This window comes from Saccharopolyspora gloriosae (assembly GCF_022828475.1).
GTDB classification, from domain to species: domain Bacteria; phylum Actinomycetota; class Actinomycetes; order Mycobacteriales; family Pseudonocardiaceae; genus Saccharopolyspora_C; species Saccharopolyspora_C gloriosae_A.
Genome location: NZ_CP059557.1, coordinates 4,793,916 through 4,817,571, shown reverse-complemented (window position 1 = coordinate 4,817,571; position 23,656 = coordinate 4,793,916). Strand labels below are relative to the sequence as shown.

Annotated in this window: 23 protein-coding genes; 19 read left to right on the top strand and 4 right to left on the bottom strand. The window is 70.4% G+C overall.

What is annotated here, in order from left to right; all coding sequences use genetic code 11:
- Positions 1-13: 13 nt before the first annotated feature.
- The 9 genes from H2Q94_RS20880 (at position 14) to H2Q94_RS20840 (ending at position 8,024) form a co-directional block, all read left to right on the top strand.
- A complete protein-coding gene (locus H2Q94_RS20880) occupies positions 14-577 on the top strand; it encodes a sigma-70 family RNA polymerase sigma factor (RefSeq protein ID WP_243788889.1) in 564 nt (187 codons plus the stop codon).
- A gap of 341 nt (positions 578-918) precedes the next feature.
- On the top strand, positions 919-1,332 hold the full coding sequence (locus H2Q94_RS20875; RefSeq protein ID WP_243788888.1) for an OsmC family protein: 414 nt from the start codon (positions 919-921) through the stop codon (positions 1,330-1,332).
- A gap of 368 nt (positions 1,333-1,700) precedes the next feature.
- Entirely contained in the window at positions 1,701-3,023 is a 1,323-nt protein-coding gene (locus H2Q94_RS20870) for an amino acid permease (protein ID WP_243795822.1), read from the top strand.
- An 82-nt stretch (positions 3,024-3,105) separates the two neighbouring features.
- Positions 3,106-3,771: a ribulose-phosphate 3-epimerase gene (rpe, locus tag H2Q94_RS20865; protein WP_243795821.1), complete on the top strand. Its 666-nt coding sequence runs from the start codon at positions 3,106-3,108 to the stop codon at positions 3,769-3,771.
- Between the two features lie 38 nt (positions 3,772-3,809).
- Positions 3,810-4,805: a bifunctional diaminohydroxyphosphoribosylaminopyrimidine deaminase/5-amino-6-(5-phosphoribosylamino)uracil reductase RibD gene (gene ribD, locus H2Q94_RS20860; RefSeq protein ID WP_243795820.1), complete on the top strand. Its 996-nt coding sequence runs from the start codon at positions 3,810-3,812 to the stop codon at positions 4,803-4,805.
- A 13-nt stretch (positions 4,806-4,818) separates the two neighbouring features.
- Positions 4,819-5,430, top strand: coding sequence for a riboflavin synthase (locus H2Q94_RS20855; protein ID WP_243788887.1), 612 nt, complete (start codon positions 4,819-4,821; stop codon positions 5,428-5,430).
- Between the two features lie 149 nt (positions 5,431-5,579).
- Positions 5,580-6,869, top strand: coding sequence for a bifunctional 3,4-dihydroxy-2-butanone-4-phosphate synthase/GTP cyclohydrolase II (locus H2Q94_RS20850; RefSeq protein ID WP_243788886.1), 1,290 nt, complete (start codon positions 5,580-5,582; stop codon positions 6,867-6,869).
- Positions 6,866-7,342, top strand: coding sequence for a 6,7-dimethyl-8-ribityllumazine synthase (gene ribH / locus H2Q94_RS20845; RefSeq protein WP_243788885.1), 477 nt, complete (start codon positions 6,866-6,868; stop codon positions 7,340-7,342). The genes H2Q94_RS20850 and ribH overlap by 4 nt, the downstream gene beginning before the upstream one ends.
- Positions 7,343-7,454: 112 nt before the next feature.
- Positions 7,455-8,024 carry a PH domain-containing protein gene (locus H2Q94_RS20840; RefSeq protein WP_309501050.1) on the top strand — a complete coding sequence of 190 codons (570 nt, stop codon included), beginning with the start codon at positions 7,455-7,457 and terminating at the stop codon, positions 8,022-8,024.
- Positions 8,025-8,094: 70 nt separating this feature from the next.
- On the opposite strand, the gene H2Q94_RS20835 is transcribed toward H2Q94_RS20840, so the two are convergent.
- Together H2Q94_RS20835 and H2Q94_RS20830 are read right to left on the bottom strand one after the other, a co-directional pair.
- Positions 8,095-8,355: a GlsB/YeaQ/YmgE family stress response membrane protein gene (locus H2Q94_RS20835; RefSeq protein ID WP_243788884.1), complete on the bottom strand. Its 261-nt coding sequence runs from the start codon at positions 8,353-8,355 to the stop codon at positions 8,095-8,097.
- 156 nt (positions 8,356-8,511) lie between these two features.
- Positions 8,512-9,699, bottom strand: coding sequence for an MFS transporter (locus H2Q94_RS20830; RefSeq protein WP_243788883.1), 1,188 nt, complete (start codon positions 9,697-9,699; stop codon positions 8,512-8,514).
- A 329-nt stretch (positions 9,700-10,028) separates the two neighbouring features.
- Between H2Q94_RS20830 and H2Q94_RS20825 the strand changes: the two genes are divergently transcribed.
- The 3 genes from H2Q94_RS20825 to H2Q94_RS20815 all read left to right on the top strand — a co-directional run bounded on the left by H2Q94_RS20825 (position 10,029) and on the right by H2Q94_RS20815 (position 12,966).
- Positions 10,029-11,051, top strand: coding sequence for a beta/alpha barrel domain-containing protein (locus H2Q94_RS20825; protein ID WP_243788882.1), 1,023 nt, complete (start codon positions 10,029-10,031; stop codon positions 11,049-11,051).
- An 88-nt stretch (positions 11,052-11,139) separates the two neighbouring features.
- Positions 11,140-11,742 carry a hypothetical protein gene (locus H2Q94_RS20820; RefSeq protein ID WP_243788881.1) on the top strand — a complete coding sequence of 201 codons (603 nt, stop codon included), beginning with the start codon at positions 11,140-11,142 and terminating at the stop codon, positions 11,740-11,742.
- 144 nt (positions 11,743-11,886) lie between these two features.
- A complete protein-coding gene (locus H2Q94_RS20815) occupies positions 11,887-12,966 on the top strand; it encodes a glycoside hydrolase family 172 protein (protein WP_243788880.1) in 1,080 nt (359 codons plus the stop codon).
- A 38-nt stretch (positions 12,967-13,004) separates the two neighbouring features.
- Here the strand turns inward: H2Q94_RS20815 and H2Q94_RS20810 are convergent, their stop codons facing one another.
- Positions 13,005-13,685 (bottom strand): DUF7144 family membrane protein, encoded by a 681-nt coding sequence (locus tag H2Q94_RS20810; protein WP_243788879.1) that lies wholly within the window; start codon positions 13,683-13,685, stop codon positions 13,005-13,007.
- A 252-nt stretch (positions 13,686-13,937) separates the two neighbouring features.
- Between H2Q94_RS20810 and uvrC the strand changes: the two genes are divergently transcribed.
- Genes uvrC through whiA form a run of 4 tightly spaced genes read left to right on the top strand, consistent with a single transcriptional unit; the run spans position 13,938 to position 18,857 of the window.
- Positions 13,938-16,001 (top strand): excinuclease ABC subunit UvrC, encoded by a 2,064-nt coding sequence (gene uvrC, locus H2Q94_RS20805; protein WP_243788878.1) that lies wholly within the window; start codon positions 13,938-13,940, stop codon positions 15,999-16,001.
- Complete coding sequence (rapZ, locus tag H2Q94_RS20800) at positions 15,998-16,876, top strand: RNase adapter RapZ (protein WP_243788877.1); 879 nt, start codon at positions 15,998-16,000, stop codon at positions 16,874-16,876. Before uvrC ends, rapZ begins: the two co-directional genes overlap by 4 nt.
- 41 nt (positions 16,877-16,917) lie before the next feature.
- Positions 16,918-17,880, top strand: a complete 963-nt coding sequence (locus H2Q94_RS20795; RefSeq protein ID WP_243795815.1) for a gluconeogenesis factor YvcK family protein — start codon at positions 16,918-16,920, stop codon at positions 17,878-17,880.
- Positions 17,871-18,857: a DNA-binding protein WhiA gene (gene whiA, locus H2Q94_RS20790; RefSeq protein ID WP_184478208.1), complete on the top strand. Its 987-nt coding sequence runs from the start codon at positions 17,871-17,873 to the stop codon at positions 18,855-18,857. The genes H2Q94_RS20795 and whiA overlap by 10 nt, the downstream gene beginning before the upstream one ends.
- Before the next feature lie 105 nt (positions 18,858-18,962).
- On the opposite strand, the gene H2Q94_RS20785 is transcribed toward whiA, so the two are convergent.
- A complete protein-coding gene (locus H2Q94_RS20785; protein ID WP_243788876.1) occupies positions 18,963-19,925 on the bottom strand; it encodes a glycoside hydrolase family 16 protein in 963 nt (320 codons plus the stop codon).
- 357 nt (positions 19,926-20,282) lie between these two features.
- Here H2Q94_RS20785 and gap point away from each other — a divergent pair, with 357 nt between their 5' ends.
- From gap to tpiA, 3 genes are all read left to right on the top strand, one after another.
- Complete coding sequence (gap, locus tag H2Q94_RS20780) at positions 20,283-21,293, top strand: type I glyceraldehyde-3-phosphate dehydrogenase (RefSeq protein ID WP_243788875.1); 1,011 nt, start codon at positions 20,283-20,285, stop codon at positions 21,291-21,293.
- A gap of 304 nt (positions 21,294-21,597) precedes the next feature.
- Positions 21,598-22,800, top strand: coding sequence for a phosphoglycerate kinase (locus H2Q94_RS20775; RefSeq protein WP_243788874.1), 1,203 nt, complete (start codon positions 21,598-21,600; stop codon positions 22,798-22,800).
- The gene (gene tpiA, locus H2Q94_RS20770; protein ID WP_243788873.1) at positions 22,800-23,585 is read left to right on the top strand and encodes a triose-phosphate isomerase; all 786 of its coding nucleotides are present in this window, start codon (positions 22,800-22,802) and stop codon (positions 23,583-23,585) included. Before H2Q94_RS20775 ends, tpiA begins: the two co-directional genes overlap by 1 nt.
- Positions 23,586-23,656: the final 71 nt, after the last annotated feature.

Sequence of the window (23,656 nt, the reverse complement as noted above, 5' to 3'; positions counted from 1 at the left end):
AGTCTCGTGCCCCGTGACGCAGCACTCGGAGGCCGAAGACACTCGTGTGACCGGGCTCGCGCTGGCCGCCGGACAAGGTGATCGCCGCGCCCTGGAGGAGTTCGTCCGGGCCACCCAGCGCGACGTGTGGCGGTTCCTCGCCCACCTCGCCGGAGTGCCGGCGGCCGACGACCTGACGCAGGAGACGTACCTGCGCGCGATGCGGGCCGTGCGCACCTTCCGCGGCACCGCCACCGCGCGGACCTGGCTGCTGTCCATCGCGCGCCGCGTCGTCGTCGACCAGATCCGCTCCGAACGGGCTCGGCCGCGCACCGTCGCCGCGGACTGGGTGCGGGCCGCGGACAGCGGTGGCCGCACCGGTCGCGGCTTCGAAGAGCTCGTCGAGGTGAACGTGCTGCTCGACGCGCTCGACCCGGACCGGCGGGAAGCGATCGTGCTCACCCAGGTGCTCGGGCTGTCCTACCAGGAGGCCGCCGAAGTGAGCGGCTGCGAACTGGGCACCGTGCGCTCGCGGGTCGCGCGAGCACGAGAAGAACTCCTGTCCCGCAGCCGCGGCCAGGACAGCGGCACCGGCTGACGACCGTTCTCGAAACGGGTGGCCTGTTCAGGAGTCCTTGCAGAATGGGCTGCGCGGTGGGTACCTCAGCGGCTTGCTCGCTGCGGGATCGATTTCTCATCTAGCCACACGGCGAAATCGCCGTCCTCGCGAGGAAGCCGCTGCGAACCCGCCGGTGGCCGACTTGCTCCAGCCGGTCACTGCCCAGCAGCTCCGCCGCCGACATGACACGGCTTAAAGACCGATCTGCAAGGACTTCTCAGCGGGGCGCTCCGCGGCGGGGGACATCGCGCCGGGGAACATCGCGCCGGGGTGCGCGGTTGTCCGGGGCGGCATCGGATCACACGGAAACGGGGAACGACATGGCTGGCACTCCGGTTGAAGTGCACCGCACCGGCGAGCACACCTTCACGGCGAGCAACGGGCGCGGCGCCGAGGTGACCATCGGTCGCGACGGCGCCCCCGGCGCGTTCACGCCGGGCGAGCTGCTGCTCGCGGCGATCGCCGGATGCTCCGCCGTCACCAGCGAGAACCTGCTGGTGCGCCGGGCCGGTCAGGACGCCGACATCGCCGTGCACGCCGACCGGGACAAGACGGCGGAGGACCCGAACAAGTTCTCCGCGGTGCAGGTGCGGTTCGACGTGGACCTCAGCGCCGTCGAGGGCGCGGAGCGGGCGAAGCTGCTCGACGCCGTGGAACGTGCCATCGAGCGCTACTGCACGGTGAGCCGCTCCGTGGAGGAAGGCACCCCTATCGCTTTGGAACTTCCTCGCTAGGTGGCCTGCTTTGGTGTCCGGGTGGCGGAACCTCAGTGGCTTACTCGCTGCGGGGATCTTTTTCCCGAGTGGCTCCGCCACGAGGGAAAGAGCCGTCCTCGCGAGGAAGCCACTGAGAACCCGCCGGTGGTCCTTTCGCTCGGGTGGTCACTCCGGCTTCGCCGCTGACAGGACACCGATCAAAAACTCCGTCTAGCGGCGTCGCATCGGGAGACTGTCGCAAGTACCTGATTCCGGCGCCGTATCGTGCTGTGCGCGCGAACGCGTGCACGGCGAGGAGGCGGCGAGTGGATCAGGCGGACGGAACCGGGCCGGACGGTTCGACGAGCGGCGGGCTGCGCCGCGACCTCAGCGGCCGCCAAGTCGGCATGATCGCGATCGGCGGGGCGATCGGCACCGGGCTGTTCCTCGGCTCCGGGCTCGCCATCAACATCGCCGGACCGGCCGTGATCATCGCCTACGCGGTGGCCGCGTTCGCCGCGCTCGCGCTGGCCTACGCGCTCGCCGAGATGATCGTGGTGCATCCGGAGGCGGGCGGCTTCGGCCCCATCGCGCAGCGCTACCTCGGCGGCCTCGCCGGGTTCGTGCAGCGCTGGATCTACTGGGCCGCGCAGGTCGTCAACATCGGCAGCGAGGTCGTCGCCGCCGGGCTCTACGTGCAGTTCTGGTATCCGCAGCTGCCGCTGTGGCTGCCCGTCGTGGTGTTCTCCGTGGTGATGCTGGCGATCAACGCCTCGGCGGTGAAGTTCTTCGGCGAGTTCGAATACTGGTTCGCGCTGATCAAGGTCGTCACGATCGTGGTGTTCGTGCTGCTGGGCATCACCTACATCGTGTTCGGCCTGCCCGGCCGTCCCGCCACCGGTGTGGACGCGCTCACCGCGCACGACGGGTTCCTGCCCAACGGCATCGGCGCGGTGTGGCTGGCGTTGACCGTCGTGACCTTCTCCTACCTCGGCACCGAGGCCATCGCGGTCACCGCCTCCGAATCCCGCGACCCGCGCCGCGACGTGCCGCGCGCCGCGCGGAACATGGTGCTGCGGCTCGGATTGTTCTACGTGCTGGGCATGCTGGTGGTCGTCTCGATCCTGCCGTGGAACCAGGTCTCCACCGAAGAGGACGTGACGCAGAGCCCGTTCGTCGCCCTGTTCGCCACCGCCGGAATCCCGGCAGCCGCGGGGATCATGAACTTCGTGGTGCTCACGGCGGCGCTGTCGGCGATGAACACGAACCTCTACGTGACCGCGCGGATGACGTACTCGCTGGCCGTCGACGGCTACGCGCCGAAGTGGTTCGCGGGCCTGAGCAAGCACGGAGCGCCGCAGCGGGCGCTGGTGCTCTCCGCCGGTGGGCTGGTGCTGGCGGCGGGCATCTCGGTGTTCGCGGAGTCCACGGCGTTCCCGCTGCTGCTCGGACTGGCGCTGTTCGGCGCGCTGATCACCTGGCTGATCATCTTCGCGAGCCACCTGGCGTTCCGGCGCCATCGGGCCGAGCAGGGGCTGCCCGCTTCGCCGGTGCGGCTGCGCGGCGCACCGGTGACGACGCTGCTGGCGATGCTGTTCATCGCGGCCGTGCTGCTGACCACCCCGTTCACCGAGCAGTTCAACACCGCGTGGAAGGCCGGAGTGCCGTTCCTGCTGCTGTTGTGCCTCGCCTACTACCTGCTGCGCCGCCGAGCCGCCCGCGCCGGCTGAGGAACCGGCGCCGCCGCGGTCGTGGGTGGTGGACCGCGGCGGCGGTGTGAGATTTACACTCCCGCATGTGTCGAACCAGCCGATGATCGCGCCGTCCATCCTGTCCGCGGACTTCGCCCGCCTCGCCACCGAGCTCGACGCCGTCAAAGGCGCCGACTGGGTGCACGTCGATGTGATGGACGCGCACTTCGTGCCGAACCTGACCTTGGGTCTCCCGGTGGTGGAGTCGCTGCTCAAGGCCACGGACATCCCGCTGGACTGCCACCTCATGATCGAGGACCCGGACCGCTGGGCGATCGGCTACGCGGAGGCCGGCGCGCACAACGTCACCGTGCACGCCGAGGCGGCGCACGACCCGATCAAGGTGGCCAAGGATCTGCGCGCCGCAGGCGCCAAGGCGGGCTTGTCGATCAAGCCGGGCACGCCGTTCGACCAGTACGTCGAGGTGCTCAAGCACTACGACACGCTGCTGGTGATGTCGGTGGAACCCGGTTTCGGCGGCCAGAAGTTCATCACCGAGGTGCTGGAGAAGGCCCGCGCCGCGCGGAACCTGGTGGACACCGGGCACCTGAACCTGATCGTGGAGATCGACGGCGGCATCAACGCCGCCACCATCGAGCAGGCCGCCGAAGCCGGCGTCGACTGCTTCGTGGCGGGCTCCGCGGTCTACGGCGCCGAGGACCCGGCGCGCGCCATCGAGGCGCTGCGCGCCCAGGCCGCCCCGAACTTCGCGCACGCCCGGCAGTGACCGGGCCGAGCGGCGTGCCGGACCCGGTGCGCACCGCGATGCTCGCCGCGCTCTCCGCGAGCGAGCGGGTGCGGGGCACGACGAGCCCGAACCCGCCGGTGGGCTGCGTGGTGCTCGACGCCGCTGGCGACGTCGCCGGAACGGGCGCGACCCAGCCGCCCGGTGGCCCGCACGCCGAGGTGATGGCGTTGCGAGCAGCGGGGGAGCGGGCGCGCGGCGGCACCGCCGTGGTGACCCTCGAACCCTGCACGCACACCGGCCGCACCGCGCCGTGCACCTCGGCCCTGCTGGCCGCCGGAGTGGCCCGCGTGGTGCACGCGGTGTCCGATCCGAACCCGAAGGCCGCGGGCGGCGCCGAAGTGCTGCGCGCGGCCGGAATCCAGGTCGAGTCGGGGCTGCTCGGCGCGCAGGTCGAGCGCGGCCCGCTTCGGGCCTGGCTGCACTTCGCACGGACCGGGCGTCCGCACGTGACCTGGAAGTACGCCGCCAGCCTCGACGGCCGCTCCGCCGCCGCCGACGGCAGCAGCAAGTGGATCAGCTCCGCCACCTCGCGCGCCGAGGTGCACGAGCTGCGCGGCCGGGTGGACGCGATCCTCGCCGGGACCGGCACCGTGCTCGCCGACGATCCGCGGCTCACCGCACGCGAACCCGACGGCGGCCCGCACCCGCGGCAGCCGCTGCGCGTCGTCGTCGGCGACCGTCCCGTCCCGGCCGGGGCGCGGGTGCTCGACGACTCGGCGGCCACGATCACGCTGCCCGGCGGCGACCCGGTGGCGGTGCTCGACGAGCTGGCGCGGCGAGGAGTGGTGGACGTGCTGCTGGAGGGCGGGCCGACGTTGGCGGGCGCGTTCGTCGCCGCCGAACGCGTCGACCGGGTCCTCGCGTTCCTCGCGCCCGCACTGCTGGGAGCGGGACCGGCCGCGCTCGGCGACGCCGGGGTGGCGAGTGTCTCGCAGGCATGGTGGTGGGACATCGAAGAGACGACGATGAGCGGACCGGACGTGCGCGTCAGCGCCGTACCGGCACGCCGCTGAGGAGGAAAGCCCCATGTTCACCGGGATCGTCGAGGAACTCGGCACGGTCGTGTCCGTCGAGGACACCGGCGACGGGGTACGGCTGACCGTGGACGGTCCGCTGGTGACCTCCGATGCGAAGCACGGCGACTCGATCTCGGTCAACGGCGTGTGCCTCACCGTGGTGGAGTCCGGCGGCGGCCGGTTCACCGTGGACGTCGTGCAGGAGACGGTGCGCCGCTCCGCGATCAAGAACATCGGCGCCGGAGATCGGGTGAACCTGGAGCGCGCGATGGCGCTCGGTGACCGGCTCGGCGGGCACATCGTGCAGGGGCACGTGGACGGCACCGCGGTGCTGCGCGACTCCGGCGACGACCTCACCCGCTTCGAGCTGCCAGCGGAGCTGTCGCACTACCTGGTGGAGAAGGGCTCGATCACGGTCGACGGAATCTCGCTGACCGTGGTGGACGCGGGATCCACCGAGTTCAGCGTCGCGCTGATTCCCACCACTCGGGAACTCACCACTTTGGGGGTGCGCCAACCGGGTGAAGAGGTCAACATCGAGGTGGACGTGCTGGCCAAGCACCTGGAACGACTCGCCGCCGCGCAGCTGGATCAGTTCCGCGTCGGGCGATCCGGGGCGTGACCCACGACGATCTCCTCCGAGCGGAGCACCAGGATCGGGGACGCGAGAGGACAATGACGGTGCCGGGCGCGGAATCGCCCCGGCAGGCCGAACCGAGGGCGGGCGTTGCGAGCGACGCCGCAGCCCCAGAGTGAGAGAGCACGGACACGGTGAGCAACAGGTTCGACGACATCGAGCGTGCCCTGGCCGACATAGCGGCGGGCCGCCCGGTGATCGTGGTCGATGACGAGGATCGCGAGAACGAAGGCGATCTGATCTTCGCCGCCGAGAAGGCGACGCCGGAACTCGTGGCGTTCATGGTGCGCTACACCTCCGGTTACCTGTGCGTCGGCATGACCGGCGAGGACTGCGACCGGCTGGACCTACCGCCGATGTACCACTCCAACCAGGACCGCAAAGGCACCGCCTACACCGTCGCGGTGGACGCCGCCGAAGGCGTCAGCACCGGGATCTCCGCCAGTGATCGCGCGCGCACCCTGCAGGTGCTGGCCGCCACCGAGTCGCAGTCCCGCGACCTGCACCGGCCGGGCCACGTGGTGCCGCTGCGCGCCCGCGACGGCGGCGTGCTGCGCAGGCCCGGCCACACCGAGGCCAGCGTGGACCTGTCCCGGCTGGCCGGGTTGCGGCCGGTGGGCGCGCTGTGCGAGATCGTCAGCCAGAAGTCCGAGGGCGACATGGCGCGGCGCGACGAGCTGGAGGTCTTCGCCGACGAGCACGACCTGCGGCTGATCACGATCGCCGACCTCATCGCCTACCGCAGGCGGTTCGAGAAGCAGGTGGAGCGCGTCGCCGAGGCCCGCATCCCCACCGCGCACGGCACTTTCCGCACCTTCGGCTACGACAGCACGCTCGACGGCATAGAGCACCTGGCGCTGGTCTACGGCGAGATCGGCGACGGCGAGGACGTGCTGGTGCGAGTGCACTCGGAGTGCCTCACCGGTGACGTGCTCGGCTCGCTGCGCTGCGACTGCGGGCCGCAGCTGTCGGCCGCGATGGAGAAGGTCGCCGAAGAGGGCCGCGGCATCGTGCTCTACATGCGCGGGCACGAGGGGCGCGGCATCGGCCTGATCCACAAGCTGCAGGCCTACCAGCTGCAGGACGACGGCGCCGACACCGTGGACGCCAACGTCGCGCTGGGCATGCCGGTCGACAGCCGCGACTACGGCCAGGGCGCGCAGATCCTGTGCGACCTGGGCGTGAAGTCGATGCGGCTGCTGACGAACAACCCGGAGAAGCGGATCGGGCTGGAAGGCTACGGGCTCAAGGTCGTGGGCCGGGAGTCGCTGCCGATCCGCCCGAACCCGGAGAACCTGCGCTACCTGCGCACCAAGCGGGATCGGATGGGGCACGAGTTGAACCACCTCGACGACGGCGAGGATTCGTCCATCACCGGCGACGGCGACGAGTCGGGCTTCGGCAACGCCGGGGTCACGGCATGAGCGGCGAGGGCAGGCCGCGCGTCGAGGTGCCGCGTGCGGAAGGGCTGAAGCTGGCCATCGCGGGCATCCGCTGGCACGAGAACCTCACCGACCGGATGCTCGAACGCGCGCTGGCCGCCGCAGAGGCGGCCGGGATCAGCGAGCCGACGGTGGTGCGGGTACCGGGATCGATCGAACTTCCCGTGGTGTGCCAGGAGTTGGCCCGGGGGCACGACGCCGTGGTGGCGCTGGGCGTGGTGATCCGCGGCGGGACCCCGCACTTCGAGTACGTCTGCGACTCGGTCACCAGCGGCCTGACCAGGGTGGCGCTGGACGAGGCGACGGCCGTCGGCAACGGCCTGCTCACCTGCGACACCGATCAGCAGGCCAGGGACCGAGCCGGATTCCCCGAGTCGGTGGAGGACAAGGGCTTCGAGGCGACCGCGGCGGCCCTGGAGACCGCCCTGGTGCTCCGCGACCTGCGCTCCCGCTGACTTCCGGCCGCGGCCCGAGCTGTGGGGCAGAAGGTCGTCCCGATTCGGCGCAGGCCCGCTGAGTTTCGAGGGCTGTCGTGGGCTCGTCGACGGGGGCGGGCAAACTGGACACATGCAGTCAGGTGAGGCGCGCAGCGAAGCGGCCGGTGCGGAACCGGCGGACGAGACGGACACATCGGCAGGAAGCGTGGCGACGGTGGATCAACGGCCCGAGGACGCGGCCCGGACCGTGACGGTGCGGCCGGTGAAGATTCGCCGGGTGGTGATCCCGGTGGCGATCGTGCTGGTGGTGGTGTTCACCGTGGTCGCGGTGCTGCTGCGCAACACCCCGACGGGCGTGTACTTCCGGATCTCCGATCAGGTCGCGATGGCGGGTCTCGGCGTGCTGCTGGCTTGCGGCGCCCTGCTGCTGGCCCGGCCGCGGCTGCACGCCGACCTGGACGGGATCGAAGTGCGCAACATCATCAACACCCACCACTACTCGTGGGACGAGGTGTACGCGATCAGCTTCCCCGACGGCGCGGCGTGGGCGCGGCTGGAGCTGGCCCACGACGAGTACGCCTCGGTCATGGCCGTCCAGTCCACCGACGGTGCGCACGCCGTGCAGGCCATGCGCGACCTGCGGGACCTGCGGCGTGCGGTCGACGCCAAGCGCGACGAGGACGGTTCCGCCGCGGAGTGACCCTCCAAGCCTGATAACGAGCGGTGCCCGGAAGCCGAGAGCTTCCGGGCACCGTCGTGTCAGGTCCTGATCAGGACCGTGACTTGTTGAAGACCAGGCGGTAGGCGATCAGCAGAATGAGGGAACCGATCACTGCCCACACGAAGCTCATCACGCTGAACCCGGTGACGCCCTGGCCGCCGAACTGGCTGCTCAGCCAGCCGCCGAGCAGGCCGCCGACGATGCCGATGAGGATCGTCACGATGATCCCGCCCGGGTCCCTGCCGGGCAGGACGAACTTCGCGATCGCGCCCGCGATCAGGCCGAAAATGATCCAGCTGAGGATGCCCACAGCGTCTCCTTCCGATTAGCGCGCCGAATTCCAGCGTGCTCAGCACTACGCCCGCCCATCGGATTACCCGCGGCAGGGTCGATCAATCGTGATCCCGTCGGTCGCGGTCATCCGATCAAGCGTCCCGGAGGCTACGCCGTTACCCCGAGTGCGTGATCACGCCCGTCCGGACGTGGACGTTCGCGGCCGCACCGCGTTCGCCGCGACCGCCACCAGCAGCGCCAGCACCGCCGGAACCGCGAGCCCGACCGACAGGCCGAACCCCTGCGCGAGCAGGCCGATGAACACCGGGCCGGCGAGCAGCCCGCCGTAGGACAACGTGCTGACCTGCGCCAAGTCCCGGCCGCTGCGAGCGGGGTCGCGGTGCCCGGCGGCGCTGAAGATCTGCGGCACGATGCACGAGAGCCCCACGCCGAACAGCGCGAAACCCGCCAGCGCCGCCACCGGATGGTGCAGCAGCAGCGCCACGCCGAGCCCGGTGCCCGCGATCAGCCCGCACACCCGGACCAGCGGCACCGGGCCGAACCGCCGCACCAGCCCGTCGCCGAGGAACCGGAACAGCCCCATCGTGGCGGAGAACACGGCATAGCCCAACGCCGCGAACGCGGGACCGGATCCCAGTTCGTCGTGCAGGTACACCGAGGACCAGTCGGCCATCGATCCCTCACCGACAGAGCAGAAGAATCCGAGCACCCCGAGGAACACGATCGCCGCCGGAATCCCGCGGACGCGTGCTCCCGCCTCGGCCGGTGGCGCGGGCTCCGGCGGCAGCAGCGCAGGCCGCGCCACCAGCGACAACGCCACCATGGCCGCCCCGGTCAACAAGAAGTGCACGGCCGGGCTGAGGCCGAGCTGCGCGGCCAGCGCGCCGGAGCCGGCGCCGAGCAGCCCGCCGAGGCTGAACGTCGCGTGGAAGGTGCTCATGATCGGACGCCGGTAGCGCTGCTCGACGCGCACCGCGTGCGAGTTCATCGCCACATCGATCGTGCCGTGCGCGGCGCCGAACACCAGCAGGCCCGCGACCAGCGTCACGATCCCGCCCGCGAGACCCGGCGTCACTCCGGACAGGGCGACCAGCACTCCGGCGGGCGGCATCACGCGGGCACTGCCGAACCGGTCGGTGAGGTGCCCGCAGACCTGCATGGCCAGCACCGATCCGAGGGCGACCGCGAACAGCGCCAGCGTCACCCCGGAGTCGTCGAGGCCCAAGTCCCGCTTGATGGTGGGGATCCGCGCCGTCCAGGACGCCAGCGCGAAGCCGCTCACCACGAAGTACGCGGTCACCGCCCACCGCGCGCGCCGCGCGGCCGCGTCCGGCTCGACCGGTGTCGTCGTCTCGGGCACCCGTTGTCCTCCCGTGTCCGCCTGGTGGCGTTCGTTTGCCGTTGGGACGGAAATTCCCGCCGCACCGCACATCCCACACGGAGCCACGACCGAGCCGGGAACACGGGGTGCTCGCGCGGCCGGACCGAGTCGCCCGTCTGTTCGAGTTCAATTGATCACCACGGCACCGTGCCTGTGAAGGGGACGAACGGGTGAGGGACAATGGCGACGGCACCGAGCGCCGGAGATCCCGGCACGCGCGCCGAGACCGGCCGCCCGGGAATCTCGGCCCGCCGGGATCGCCGGTCGGGACGAGGCGGTGCGGCCGGGTGGCGATGGAGGAGGAGACCGTGAGCGTGGCCCAGGAGCGAAACCTTCGGCTGGTGCGGGACGAACCCCGTGCGCCCGCCGTCCGGCTCGGTGACATCCACCTGCGCAACCGGCTGGTCACCTCGTCCAGCCTGCTGGGCTACGGCGTCGCGAACTCGAGCCTGGTGCCCTACGGCATGAGCCCCATTTCGAAGTTCGTGCCGCTGGACCGCTTCGGCGCGATCACCACCCGCACCGTCACCGTCGAGCCGCGCGAGGGGCACTTCACCACGCAGGACGTGTGGCCGCTGCACGAGGTCCCCGCGCTGCTCAAGCGCTACGGCCAGGCGTTGCGGCAGGTCGACGGCGGCTGGTTGAACGCGTTCGGCTGGTGCAACGTCGGCATCGACGCCTACCTGCGGGACTACTACCCGCGCACCCGTGGCCAGAACACGATCATCTCGGTGGGCGGGTTCTCCCCCGAGGAGTTCGTCACGCTAGTCGACAAGGTCAACAAGGCGGTGCCCGCCGGGGACATCGCCGCCGTCGAGTTCAACGTGTCCTGCCACAACGTGAACTTCGACTTCAACGCCATCATCGAGCAGGTGCTGGCGCAGGCGGTGCCGCGCAGCAACCACCCGGTGATCCTGAAGCTCTCCTCGGACTACGACTACATCGGCCACGCCAAGCTCGCCGCCAAGCACGGCGTCTCCGCGCTGACCGCGATCAACACCGTGAAGGGCCTGCGGCTGGACCCGAACACCGGGCAGCCGCTGCTGAAGAACGGTTTCGGCGGGCTCTCCGGCCGCGCGATCAAGCCGATCGGGCTGCGCGTGGTGAAGGAACTGCGCGACTCCGGTTCGAAGCTGCCGATCATCGCCACCGGCGGCATCCGCAGCTTCGACGACTGCCGCGAGTACTTCTGGGCCGGCGCCGACGCGGTGAGCATGGGCAGCGCCAGCTGGTTCGCCAGCTACCCCGGCTACGCGCTCTCCCCGGTGCACGCCGCCCGCATCCGGGGCGTCCTGCGCCGCATCGAGCACTACCGCCCGCCGAACGGCTGATCGGATGGCGTGTCCCCGATTTCGGGGGCTGGCGGGACGGTGGTGCCGCTACCGTCCGTGATTCGACGTCGGATCGCGGAGGTGGCGGATGGTGGTTCTGGGCGACAACGCGGGTCTCGTCGGCCGCGAGACCACCGCTGAACTGATCGACCACTCGATGCGCGACCGGCCGATGCCGATCGTGGTCCGGCACGACGGGGGCGGAGTCGGCGAGACCACCGTCATCGAGCGCGTGGAGCGGCGCTACGACGAGGCCGTGCCGACGGCGCGCGTCGACTTCGACGAACCCCGTTCCAAGAGCACCCGGGACGTGCTCGAAGCCGTGCACCGCAGGATCGGCGCCGAATCGCACCGGGAGTTCGGCGGGCTGGTGCCGCCGCGCTACGAACACACCCGCGCGATCCACGCCACGCAGCGGCATCCGGAGCACGGCCCGGCCGCCGAGGACGAAGCCGACGCGGCGCCCGGAGGACCGCTCGACCTCGCGACGTCCGCGCAGCGCCGCAGGCCAGGTCCGGGACGCGTCGGCTCGGCGGGTGGAGCCGATGACCGACGTGGTCGGCGGGCGACTCGCCCCGGCGCCGGTGGCGGGGCCGACCCGCCGGGGAAGCTGATCGTGCCGCAGCGCATCAACACCGCCGGGGACGACGTCGCCGGTGCGGGGGTGGTCGAGCACCACGGGCAGCTCTGAACCGGCCGAAAACGGTGATCTTGGGAAATGCCGATCGGATGAATGATCTCGACACGAACGGGTCGTAGATCGTTGACTCTCCGAGACGGGATCTCACTGACTGAAGTCAGCGGCGTCAACAGCGCGATGATCGGGGAGGGGCGCATGTCCGGGTACGGGACGTTCGGGAGCAGCCTGCGGGATCTGCCGAGGCTCCGGCAGTCCAGGCGGGGACGGGTGTCGAGCTGGGACCAGACCGGCGGGAACACCGACAACATCCGGCTGCAGCCGGGGGAGAGCCGCGAACTCGCGCGCCTCACCGGGCCGGGGGCGGTGACCCACATCTGGTGCACCGTCGCCGTGGAGGACGGGCCGCACCGGCCCGAGGTGGAGGGCGACTACCTGCGCAGACTCGTTCTCAAGGTGACCTGGGACGACGCGGCGCATCCGAGCGTGCTGGTGCCGCTGGGGGATTTCTTCGGCATCGGCCACGGGCTCACCGAGAACTTCACGTCCGCGCCGCTGCAGATGAGCCCGCAGGACGGCAAGGGGTTCAACTGCTGGTTCGCGATGCCGTTCGCCGAAGGCGCCCGATTCGAGTTGATCAGCGAGATGAGCCTCAAACCGGTGATCTTCTACTACTACATCGACTACGAGCAGTATCAGCAGGCCGACCCGGAACTCGGCTACTTCCACGCCCAGTGGCGTCGCGAAGACCCGACCGACGGCGTGGAACAGGGCGATCAGACCAACGACGAGTTCCTGTTCGGCGGCATCAACCTCGACGGGACCGGCAACTACACGATCCTGGAGGCCGAGGGGCGCGGGCACTACGTCGGCTCGGTGCTCAACGTGCACAACCTGCGCTCCACGACCGACTGGAACTGGTACGGCGAGGGCGACGACATGATCTTCATCGACGGCGAGCCGTGGCCGCCGCGGCTGCACGGCACCGGGACGGAGGACTACTTCAACACCGCCTGGTGTCCCAGCCAGCCGTACCACGCGCCGTACCACGGGCTCACGTTGCCGGGCGGGCGGAACTGGAGCGGGCAGGTGTCCTACTACCGGTTCCACGTGGAGGACCCGATCACCTTCGACTCCTCGATCCGGGTCAGCATCGAGCACGGTCACGCGAACAAGCGCAGCGACGACATCTCCTCGGTCGCCTACTGGTACCAGACCCTCCCGTCGAAACCCTTCGGCCTGCTCCCGGTGCACGACCGCCTGCCCCACCCGCTCTGATGCCGAACGCCGGCCCCGCCGCCGGGGCCGGCGTCTCCTCAGGACTGCTCGAACGACGCGGCTCGCGCGCGAGGCCGTGCGGTGGAGCCAGGGGTGCGGGCGGGATCGGGGGGAGATGTTCGAGCGCGTCCCCGAGCCGAAGGCGCTCGTCGACCATCCCGGCCGGAACCACGAGATCCGCCCCGCCGCTTCGGCGAGAGCACCGCTCGCTCGGCCGAGTCGATGGCGGAGACGCTCGCCGAATGACCGCTGCACGCTCGGCCGTTCTCGCGCCGATCGGATTCACGTCGTGCGCGCTCCGGGGAGTCGTCAGCCTCCCCCGGGCGGTTGTGCACGGCGAGCGCCCAGACCACCGTCACATCCACGGCGATGATCAGCAGTGACCACAGTGGCTGGTACGGGATGAACAGGAACGCGGCGAGCGCGCTGAGCCCCACGACGATCACGGCGGGGACGGGGATGCCGGGCAGGCCGGTCAGCAGCGCCGCACCGGCCACCGCCGCCACCGCGCCCAGCGCCAGGTGCACCCAGCCCCACACGGTCACGTCGTAGCTGAACACGTAGCTGTTGAGCACCACCGCGAACGACTCCTGGAACAGCGTCGCCACCGCCACCGCCAGGTGGAACACGCCGATGATCACCAACATGATCCCGGCGAACAGCGCGAGCCCGTCCTCCCGGCGCACGGCGTGCGCACCTCCGTGCCGGGCCTGAGCCATCCGGATCATCTCCTCCGATCACGTCCGCGAGCACGGGCCGAGGGTGACCGTCCGTGCACCTTCCGCCGCAGCCCGGCAACGGCGGCCGCCACCCGCCGGGCGCACCCGAACAGGCTCGCGTCACGCTGCGCACGGCCCCGGAGCCGGACACATAGGACAACGCACCAGGTGCCGATGACCAAGGGGCGAAGGTCCCCGCGCAGGCCGCGATGCCGTGACGGGGAGTGTCGGTCGCGCACGTAGGGTGGAGCCGTGGCCGACCCGTCGACGTACCGCCCCGCACCCGGAACCATTCCGGACGCGCCCGGCGTGTACCGCTTCCACGATGCCGAGGGACGGATCATCTACGTCGGCAAGGCGAAGAGCCTGCGCAGCCGACTCGCGAACTACTTCGCCGACCTCTCCGGGCTGCACCCGAGGACCCGCCGGATGGTCACCACCGCCACCGGTGTGCGGTGGACCGTGGTCGGTACCGAGGTGGAGGCGCTGCAACTGGAGTACTCCTGGATCAAGGAGTACGACCCCCGGTTCAACGTGCGCTACCGGGACGACAAGTCCTACCCGGTGCTCGCCGTGACCTTGCACGAGGAGTACCCGCGACTGCACGTCTACCGCGGCCCGCGTCGCAAGGGGGTCCGCTACTTCGGCCCGTACGCGCACGCGTGGGCGATCCGCGAAACGCTCGACATGCTGCTGCGCGTGTTCCCCGCCCGCACCTGTTCCAGCGGTGTTTTCAAGCGCCACGGCCAGATCGGGCGTCCCTGCCTGCTCGGCTACATCGGCAAGTGCGCCGCGCCGTGCGTGGGCCGCGTCGACGCCGACGAGCACCGGGCGATCGTGGACGACTTCTGCGACTTCCTCAGCGGCCGCACCGACACGCTGATGCGCAAGCTGGACCGCGAGATGAAGCAGGCCTCCGCGGAACTCGAATTCGAACGCGCCGCCCGGCTGCGCGACGACCTGGAAGCGCTGCGCCGCGCCATGGAGAAGCAGGCCGTGGTGCTCGGCGACGGCACCGACGCCGACGTGATCGCCTTCGCGCAGGACGAACTCGCCGCCGCCGTGCAGGTCTTCCACATCCGCGGCGGCCGGGTGCGCGGGCAGCGCGGCTGGGTCATCGACCTGGAAGCGGAGACCGGACTCGGCGAGCTCACCGGGCGGTTCCTCAGCCAGTTCTACGGCGAGCAGGCCGCGCTCGCCGATCAGGCCGACGCGGGCGGCACCCCGGTGCCGCGCGAAGTGCTGGTCCCCGAACTGCCGGAGGACGCCCCTGCGCTGGGGCAGTGGCTGGGCGAGCTGCGCGGGAGCCGGGTCGACCTGCGGGTGCCGCAGCGCGGCGACAAGCGGACCCTGATGGAAACGGTGGAGCGCAACGCGAAAGAGGCCTTCACCCAGTACAAGCTGCGCCGCGCGGGCGACCTCACCGCGCGCTCCGCTGCGCTGCAGGAACTGCAGGAGGCGTTGGCGCTGGACACCGCGCCGCTGCGGATCGAATGCGTGGACGTGAGCCACGTGCAGGGCAGCGACGTGGTGGCTTCGCTGGTCGTGTTCGAGGACGGCGTGGCGCGCAAGTCCGAGTACCGGCGGTTCTCGGTGCGCGAAGGCGCCGAAGGCGGCGACGTCGGTTCCATCGACGAAGTGGTGCGGCGCCGATTCGCCCGCTACCTCAAGGAAACCGGCCCGGACGCGACCGAGTCCGAAGTGGACGCTCCCAACGTGGCCGCCTCGCACGGCACCGGAGCGGATCAGGCCGAACCCGCAGCGGCCGGTGAACCCGCCGACGGCGGCACCGCACCCGGCATCGACCCGGAAACGGGCAAGCCGCGCAAGTTCGCCTACCCGCCGAACCTCCTGGTCATCGACGGCGGCGCACCGCAGGCGAACGCGGCGGCGGACGCGCTCACCGAACTCGGCATCACCGACGTCGCCGTGATCGGCCTGGCCAAGCGCCTCGAAGAGGTGTGGCTGCCCGCCGAACCCGACCCGGTGATCCTGGCGCGCACCAGTGAGGCGCTGTACCTGCTGCAACGAGTGCGCGACGAGGCGCACCGGTTCGCCATCAACTACCACCGGCAGAAGCGCTCCAAGCGGCTCAGCCGGTCCGTGCTCGATTCGGTACCCGGACTTGGGGAGGCCCGGAAAACCGCTCTGCTGAAGCACTTCGGTTCGGTGCGGAAGCTGAAGCAAGCCGAAATCGAGGACATCATGGCGGTACCCGGCTTCGGCCGGCGGACCGCCGAGACCGTGTGCGCGGCCCTGGCCACTGAGGCCGGGGCAGGCAGGGGAGACACCAGCACTGAAGGGGAGAATCAGTGAGCGAGGAGAAATCGGGCATCGAGGTCGCCGTCGTCAGCGGCCTTTCCGGCGCCGGGCGCAGCACCGCCGCCAAATGCCTGGAGGACCTGGGCTGGTTCGTCGTGGACAACCTGCCCCCGGAACTGATCGCGACGATGGTGGAACTGGGGGCGCGCTCCAGCGGCGCGATCACCCGCGTCGCGGTCGTGATGGACGTGCGCAGCCGCGCGTTCACGGAAGATCTCGGATCGGTGATCAAGGATCTGGACGCCCGCGGCTACAAGCCGAAGGTGTTGTTCCTGGAGGCCACCGACGAGGTGCTGATCCGCCGTTTCGAGCAGGTGCGCCGCGGCCATCCGTTGCAGGGCGAGGGGCGGCTGGCCGACGGCATCGCCAACGAGCGCGCCCTGCTCTCGCGGCTGCGTTCGGAAGCGGACCTCGTGGTGGACACAACCGGGCTGTCCGTGCACCAGTTGCGCACCAAGATCGAGGACGCGTTCGGCACCGAAGCCGAGACCCGCACCCGGGTCACCGTGCTGTCCTTCGGCTACAAGTACGGCCTGCCGATGGACGCCGACCTGGTGATGGACTGCCGCTTCCTGCCGAACCCGTTCTGGATCCCGGAGCTGCGCGAGTTCAACGGCCTCGACGAGGAGGTCTGCAACTACGTGCTCGGGCAGGAAGGCGCCGAGGAGTTCTTGGAGAGCTACCAGGGACTGCTGCGGCTCGTCGGTGCCGGCTACCACCGGGAGGGCAAGCGGTACCTGACGCTGGCGCTCGGCTGCACTGGCGGCAAGCACCGCAGCGTCGCGCTCGTCGAGGAGATGGCCCGCAGGCTCGCCGACGACGAAGGGATGATGGTCAAGACCGTCCACCGGGACCTGGGGCGCGAGTGAGCGCGGCCGCACCACCGCACGACCCGCCCGCCGAGCGCCCGCTGCGCGCGGTCGCGCTCGGCGGCGGACACGGTCTGCAGGCCACGCTCGCCGCGCTCACCCGGCTCACGTCCGACGTCACCGCGGTGGTCACCGTCGCCGACGACGGCGGTTCTTCCGGGCGGCTGCGCCGGGAACTCGGCATGCTGCCGCCCGGTGACCTGCGCAAAGCGCTGGCCGCACTGGCCGCGCCGGACGACAACGGCCGGCGTTGGGCGCAGGTGTTCCAGCACCGCTTCGGCGGCAACGGGGCACTCGCCGGGCACGCCGTCGGCAACCTGCTGCTCGCCGGACTGCTCGACGTGGTCGGCGACCCCGTCGAAGTGCTCGACGAGGCGTGCCGACTCGTCGGTGCCCGTGGCCGGGTGCTGCCGATGTCCACCGAACCGCTCGACATGGAAGCGGAGGTCGTCGGCCTCGACGCGAATCCGGATGCGGTGCGCACCATCCGCGGCCAAGTGGCCATCGCGAGCACCCCCGGCCGCGTCAAGCAGGTCCGCCTCGCCGCGACCAACGGTGAGCCGGGCACTCCGCGCGGCTGCCCCCAGGCGGTGCAAGCCGTGCTCGACGCCGACGTGGTGCTGCTCGGGCCGGGTTCCTGGTTCACCAGCGTGCTGCCGCACCTGCTGGTCCCGGAACTGCACGAGGCGCTCGTGACGACCACCGCGAGCCGTGTGGTGGTGCTCAACCTGATCCCACAACCGGGCGAAACCGCGGGGTTCTCCCCGGAACAACATCTCGACGTACTCTCGCAGCACGCACCCCGGCTGATCGTGGACGCTGTTCTCGCGGACGCCGGATCAGTGCCGACACCTGATCGGCTTCGTGCTGCGGCGACCGGGCTGGGTGCGCAAACTCTGCTCGACACAGTCGCCTCGCCCGCCTCGCCGGGCAGGCACGATCCCGAGGCGCTCGCGGCGAGTCTGACGGCCGCGTTGGAGAGGAGGACTGACCGGTGGCGATGACCGCGGCGGTCAAAGACGAACTGAGCCGGTTGCCGGTGACCAAGACCTGCTGCCGCAGATCCGAGGTCTCCTCACTGCTGCGGTTCGCGGGCGGGCTGCACATCGTCGCCGGCCGCGTCGTGGTGGAGGCCGAACTCGACAGCGGCTCCTCGGCGCGCAGGCTCCGCAAGGAAGTCCACGAACTGTTCGGGCACCACTCCGACGTCCACATGATCACCTCCGGTGGGCTGCGCAAAGGCACCCGGTACGTGGTGCGGGTGGTCAAGGACGGCGAGAGCTTGGCGCGCCAGACCGGCCTGCTCGATCCGCGGGGGCGCCCGGTGCGCGGACTGCCCGCGCACGTCGTCTCCGGCGGATCGTGCGATTCGGAGTCGGCGTGGCGCGGGGCGTTCCTCGCCCACGGGTCGCTCACCGAGCCCGGCCGTTCCTCGGCCCTGGAAGTGACCTGCCCCGGCCCGGAGGCGGCGCTCGCCCTGGTCGGGGCCGCTCGCAGGCTCGGCGTGCAGGCGAAGTCCCGCGAGGTCCGCGGCGCCGACCGCGTCGTGGTCCGCGACGGCGACGCCATCGGCGCGCTGCTGACCAAGCTCGGCGCGCATTCCAGCGTGCTGTCCTGGGAGGAGCGGCGGATGCGCCGCGAGGTGCGGGCCACCGCGAACCGGCTCGCGAACTTCGACGACGCGAACCTGCGCCGCTCCGCCCGCGCGGCGGTGGCGGCCGCGGCCCGCGTGCAGCGCGCGCTGGACCTGCTCGGGCCGACCGCTCCCGATCACCTGCTGGTGGCCGGTCGGCTCCGGCTCGCGCACCGGCAGGCCTCGCTGGAGGAGCTGGGACAGCTCGCGGACCCGCCGATGACCAAGGACGCGGTCGCGGGCCGCATAAGGCGTCTGCTGGCGATGGCCGACAAGCGAGCCAGGGAACTCAACCTCCCCGACACCGAATCCGCGGTCACCTCGGAACTCCTCGAAGCCGAGGTCTGATCTCGTCCCGGATTCCGCGGTGGAACGAACGGACCGCTCGCCCGTAGCAGGGCGAGCGGTCCGTCCGCTTTCTGTTGTCCGCCGCCTGATTCCGAGGTGCTCAGGTCACTTGTTGTAGACCGCGATGTAGTCGACGAGCATCGGGTGGCCGCCCTCGGTGGCCTCGGTCGGCGTGGTGATGCCGGAGTTCTTGTCCGGGAACTGGCCGCCGATCGCGACGTTGAGCAGCACGAAGTAGCCCTCGTGCGAAGTCATGTTCGTCCACGCCGTCGGATTCACGTCGGTTTCCTGCACCGAGTGGTACTGCTGGCCGTCCACGTACCAGCGGAGTTCCTCGACCTCACCGCTGCGGTCCCATTCGAACCGGTAGGTGTGGAACGCTTCCTGACAGGTGCTGTCCGGGCATTCGCGGCTGTTGACCAGGCCGTCGGTCTCCAGGCACGAACCGCCGGGGGAGACGTCGCAGTGCAGCACGCCGTACACGCGGTTCTCGGCGTTGACGTTCTCCATGATGTCGTACTCGCCGATGCCGGGCCAGCTCCACAGATCTTCGCGGTACGGCGACCCGAGAGCCCAGAACGCGGGCCAGTAGCCGAGCGCCTTGTCCGCGGCCACGTCCGGCATCTGGATGCGGCCCTCGATGCGCATCACCCCGCCCTCTTCGGCCTTGAAGTCGCCGCGCTGGGTCTCGATGCGCGAGGACGTCCAGTTGCCCGCGTCGTCCTTCTGCGGAGTGATCACCAGGTTTCCGTTGCCGTCCTGGCCCAGGTTGGCGGGATCGGCGGTGTAGTTCTGGATCTCTCCGGTGCCCCAGTTGTCGGGGCCGCCGGGGTAGCCGTGGCCGGTGTCGATCTTCCAGTCCTGGCCGGGAGGAGCACCGGCCTCGCCGGTGAAGTCGTCGCCGAAGCTGAGCGTCCAGCCCTCGTCCGGCGGCGGGACGTCCGCTCCGGCGGGGGCGTTGACCAGGCCGGTCAGGCCGATGCCCGCGGCGAGCGCGGCGGCGGCCACGCGGCCTCGCCGCCTCGACGCCCTCGCGCCTTCGTTGGTGTGCCTTCCGGGCAGCGCCATTCGGGGTCCTTCCTCCAGTCGAATCCGGCCGGGTGCCGGACTGCGCCGGACCGCTCCCGCGATCTCCGCGCCGGGACCGGTGCAGAGATGCCGATCACGGTCGACCCGAACATTCTTGAGAGCGCTCTCACGGCTGGTCAACCGGCGGATGTCGCACGTCGTGGCACCCGAAAGGCAGAACGTGCGGTTCGAGCGGGTGATCTCGTCCGAGTTCGCGGCGTCCTCGATCAAGATTCGCCTGAAAGCGGTGCGCCCGGCCGTCTGTGCAGTTGGCGAGGACCGATAGGGTGCGAATGAGTCCATCAACCGCTCACCCGTCGCGTCGAGGCGGCAGGGTCAGTAACCGAGGAGATAGGCGTGACCGTTCGCGTAGGCATCAACGGCTTCGGTCGCATCGGGCGGAACTTCTGGCGTGCGGCGACCGCCAGTGACCACGACATCGAAATCGTGGCCGCCAACGACCTGGGCGATGTCGCGACCATGGCCCACCTGCTCAAGTACGACAGCGTCCTCGGGCGCCTCGAGCAGGACGTGAAGGTCACCGGCGAGGGCATCGAGGTGGGCGGCAAGCCGATCAAGATCCTGGCCGAGCGTGACCCGGGCAACCTGCCCTGGGGCGACCTGGGCGTCGACGTGGTCGTCGAGTCCACCGGCTTCTTCACCAACGCCGCCGACGCCCGCAAGCACGTCGACGAAGGTGGCGCCAAGAAGGTCGTCATCTCCGCGCCCGCCAAGGGCGAGGACCTGACCGTGGTGCTCGGCGTCAACGACGACAAGTACGACGGCTCGCAGACGATCATCTCGAACGCCTCCTGCACCACGAACTGCCTGGCCCCCATGGTCAAGGTGCTCGACGACACCTTCGGCATCCAGCGCGGTCTGATGACCACGGTGCACGCCTACACCGCGGACCAGAACCTGCAGGACGGCCCGCACAAGGACCTGCGTCGCGCCCGCGGTGCCGCCATCAACGTGGTGCCCACCAGCACCGGTGCGGCCAAGGCCATCGGCCTGGTGCTGCCGGAGCTCAACGGCAAGCTCGACGGCTACGCCATGCGCGTGCCGGTGCCGACCGGTTCGGTCACCGACCTCACCGCCACCGTGGGCAAGGAGACCTCCGCCGAGGAGGTCAACGCCGCCTTCCGCGCCGCCGCGAGCGAGGGCAAGCTCAAGGGCGTGCTGCGCTACAGCGAGGACCCGATCGTCTCCAGCGACATCGTCACCGACCCGGCCTCGACCGTGTTCGACGCGCCGCTGACCAAGGTGATCGGCGACCAGGTCAAGATCGTCGGCTGGTACGACAACGAGTGGGGCTACTCCAACCGCCTCGCCGACCTCTCTGCCTTGGTCGGGTCGAAGCTTTCCTGACGGGCTCGTTCTGCTCTGAGCTCGGGTAGCGGAACCTCAGGTGTCCTCTCGCTGCGGGATCTTTTTCCCGAGTGGCTCCGCCACGAGGGAAAAAGCTGTCCTCGCGAGAGGACACCTGAGAACCCGCCGGTGGTCCGGCTGCGTACGTGGTCACTGCTCATCGGCTTCGCCGCTGACAGGACGATTGTCGGCAGGGGCCGGATGTCCGGACGGCGGGCTCATGAGTTCGGACGGTCGGAAGTTTGCTGAAGGTCCCGCATGAGCCGTGCTCGTGCGGGCCTTCTTTTTCATATGAGGAGCAGACGTGAACAACCTCGACGATCTGCTGTCCGAAGGAGTCCGGGGGCGGCGCGTGCTGGTGCGCGCCGACCTCAACGTTCCGCTGGACGGCGACAAGATCACCGACGACGGCCGGGTGCGGGCGTCGCTGCCGACGATCGAGAAGCTGGCCGGGGCGGGTGCGCGCGTCGTCGTGACCGCTCACCTCGGTCGCCCGAAGGGTGAGCCGGACCCGCAGTTCTCGCTGGCGCCGGTGGCTCGCAGGCTTGGAGAGCTGCTGGGCACCGAGGTCGCGGTGGCCGGTGACGTGACCGGAGACTCGGCCCGCTCAGTGGTGGACGGGCTGGCCGACGGTTCCGTGGCGCTGTTGGAGAACGTGCGCTTCGACGCCCGCGAGACCAGCAAGGACGAGGCCGAGCGCGGCGCGTTCGCCCGCGAACTGGCCGACCTGGTCGGCGACGGCGCGGCGTTCGTGTCCGACGGATTCGGCGTGGTGCACCGCAAGCAGGCCTCCGTCTACGACGTGGCGAAGCTGCTGCCCGGCTACGCGGGCGGTCTGGTGCTGTCCGAAGTGGACGTGCTGCGCACGCTCACCGGCGACCCGAAGCGCCCGTACGTGGTGGTGCTCGGCGGCTCCAAGGTCTCCGACAAGTTCGGCGTGATCGAGGCGCTGCTGCCGAAGGTGGACAAGCTGCTCATCGGCGGCGGCATGGCCTACACCTTCCTGGCCGCCCAAGGCCACCAGGTCGGCTCCTCGCTGCTGCAGAACGACCAGCTCGACGCGACCCGCGAGCTGCTGGCCAACCACGGCGACAAGCTGGTGCTGCCGGTGGACGTGGTGGCCGCCGACGCCTTCGCCGCCGACGCGCAGACCCAGGTGGTCGACGCCGACGCGATCCCCGAAGGCTGGATGGGCCTGGACATCGGGCCGCGCAGCGTGGAACTGTTCGCCGAGACCCTGCGCGCCGCCAAGACCGTGTTCTGGAACGGCCCGGCGGGCGTGTTCGAATTCGAGGCGTTCGCGGCGGGCACCCGCGGCGTGGCGCAGTCCATCGTCGATTCCGACGCGTTCAGCGTCGTCGGCGGCGGTGACTCGGCGGCCGCGGTGCGCAGCCTGGGCCTGCCCGAGGACGGCTTCTCGCACATCTCCACCGGTGGCGGCGCCTCGCTGGAGTTCCTGGAAGGCAAGAACCTGCCGGGCGTCGCGGTGTTGGAGGGGAACGACTGATGGCCAGAACTCCGCTGATCGCGGGCAACTGGAAGATGAACCTGAACCACCTCGAGGCGATCGCCCTGGTGCAGAAGGTCGCCTTCGCGTTGCCGGAGAAGTACTTCGCGAAGGTCGAGGTGGCGGTGATCCCGCCGTTCACCGACATCCGCAGCGTGCAGACCCTCATCGACGGCGACAAGCTGCTGCTCAAGCACGGCGCGCAGGACGTCTCCGAGCACGACTCCGGTGCCTACACCGGTGACGTGTCCGGGCCGATGCTGGCGAAGCTGGGCTGCACCTACGTCGTCGTCGGGCACTCCGAGCGCCGCGAGTACCACGCCGAGACCGACGAGGTCGTGAACCGCAAGGTGCGCGCCACGCTGAAGAACGGCATGTCGCCGATCCTGTGCGTGGGCGAGCAGCTCGACGTCCGCGAATCCGGCGGGCACGTCGAGCACTGCACCTCGCAGCTCATCAACGCGCTCAAGGGCCTCAAAGCCGAGCAGATCCGCCAGGTCGTGGTGGCCTACGAGCCGGTGTGGGCCATCGGTACCGGCAAGGTCGCCACCGCAGCCGACGCGCAGGAAGTGTGCGCGGCGCTGCGGGCGGCGTTGAACGAGAAGTACGGCAAGGAGATCGCCGACGAGGTCCGAGTGCTCTACGGCGGCTCGGTGAAGTCCAGCAACATCGGTGAGCTGATCGGCCAGACCGACGTGGACGGCGCGCTGGTCGGCGGTGCGAGCCTCAACGGCGACGAGTTCACCAAGCTCAGCGCCATGGCGGCCGGCGGCCCGCTGCCGTGATCGCGACCGGTCCGCACGGTGTCTCCGGATCGGCCGTGCGGACCGGTATCGTTACCACCCGTGCCCGCTCG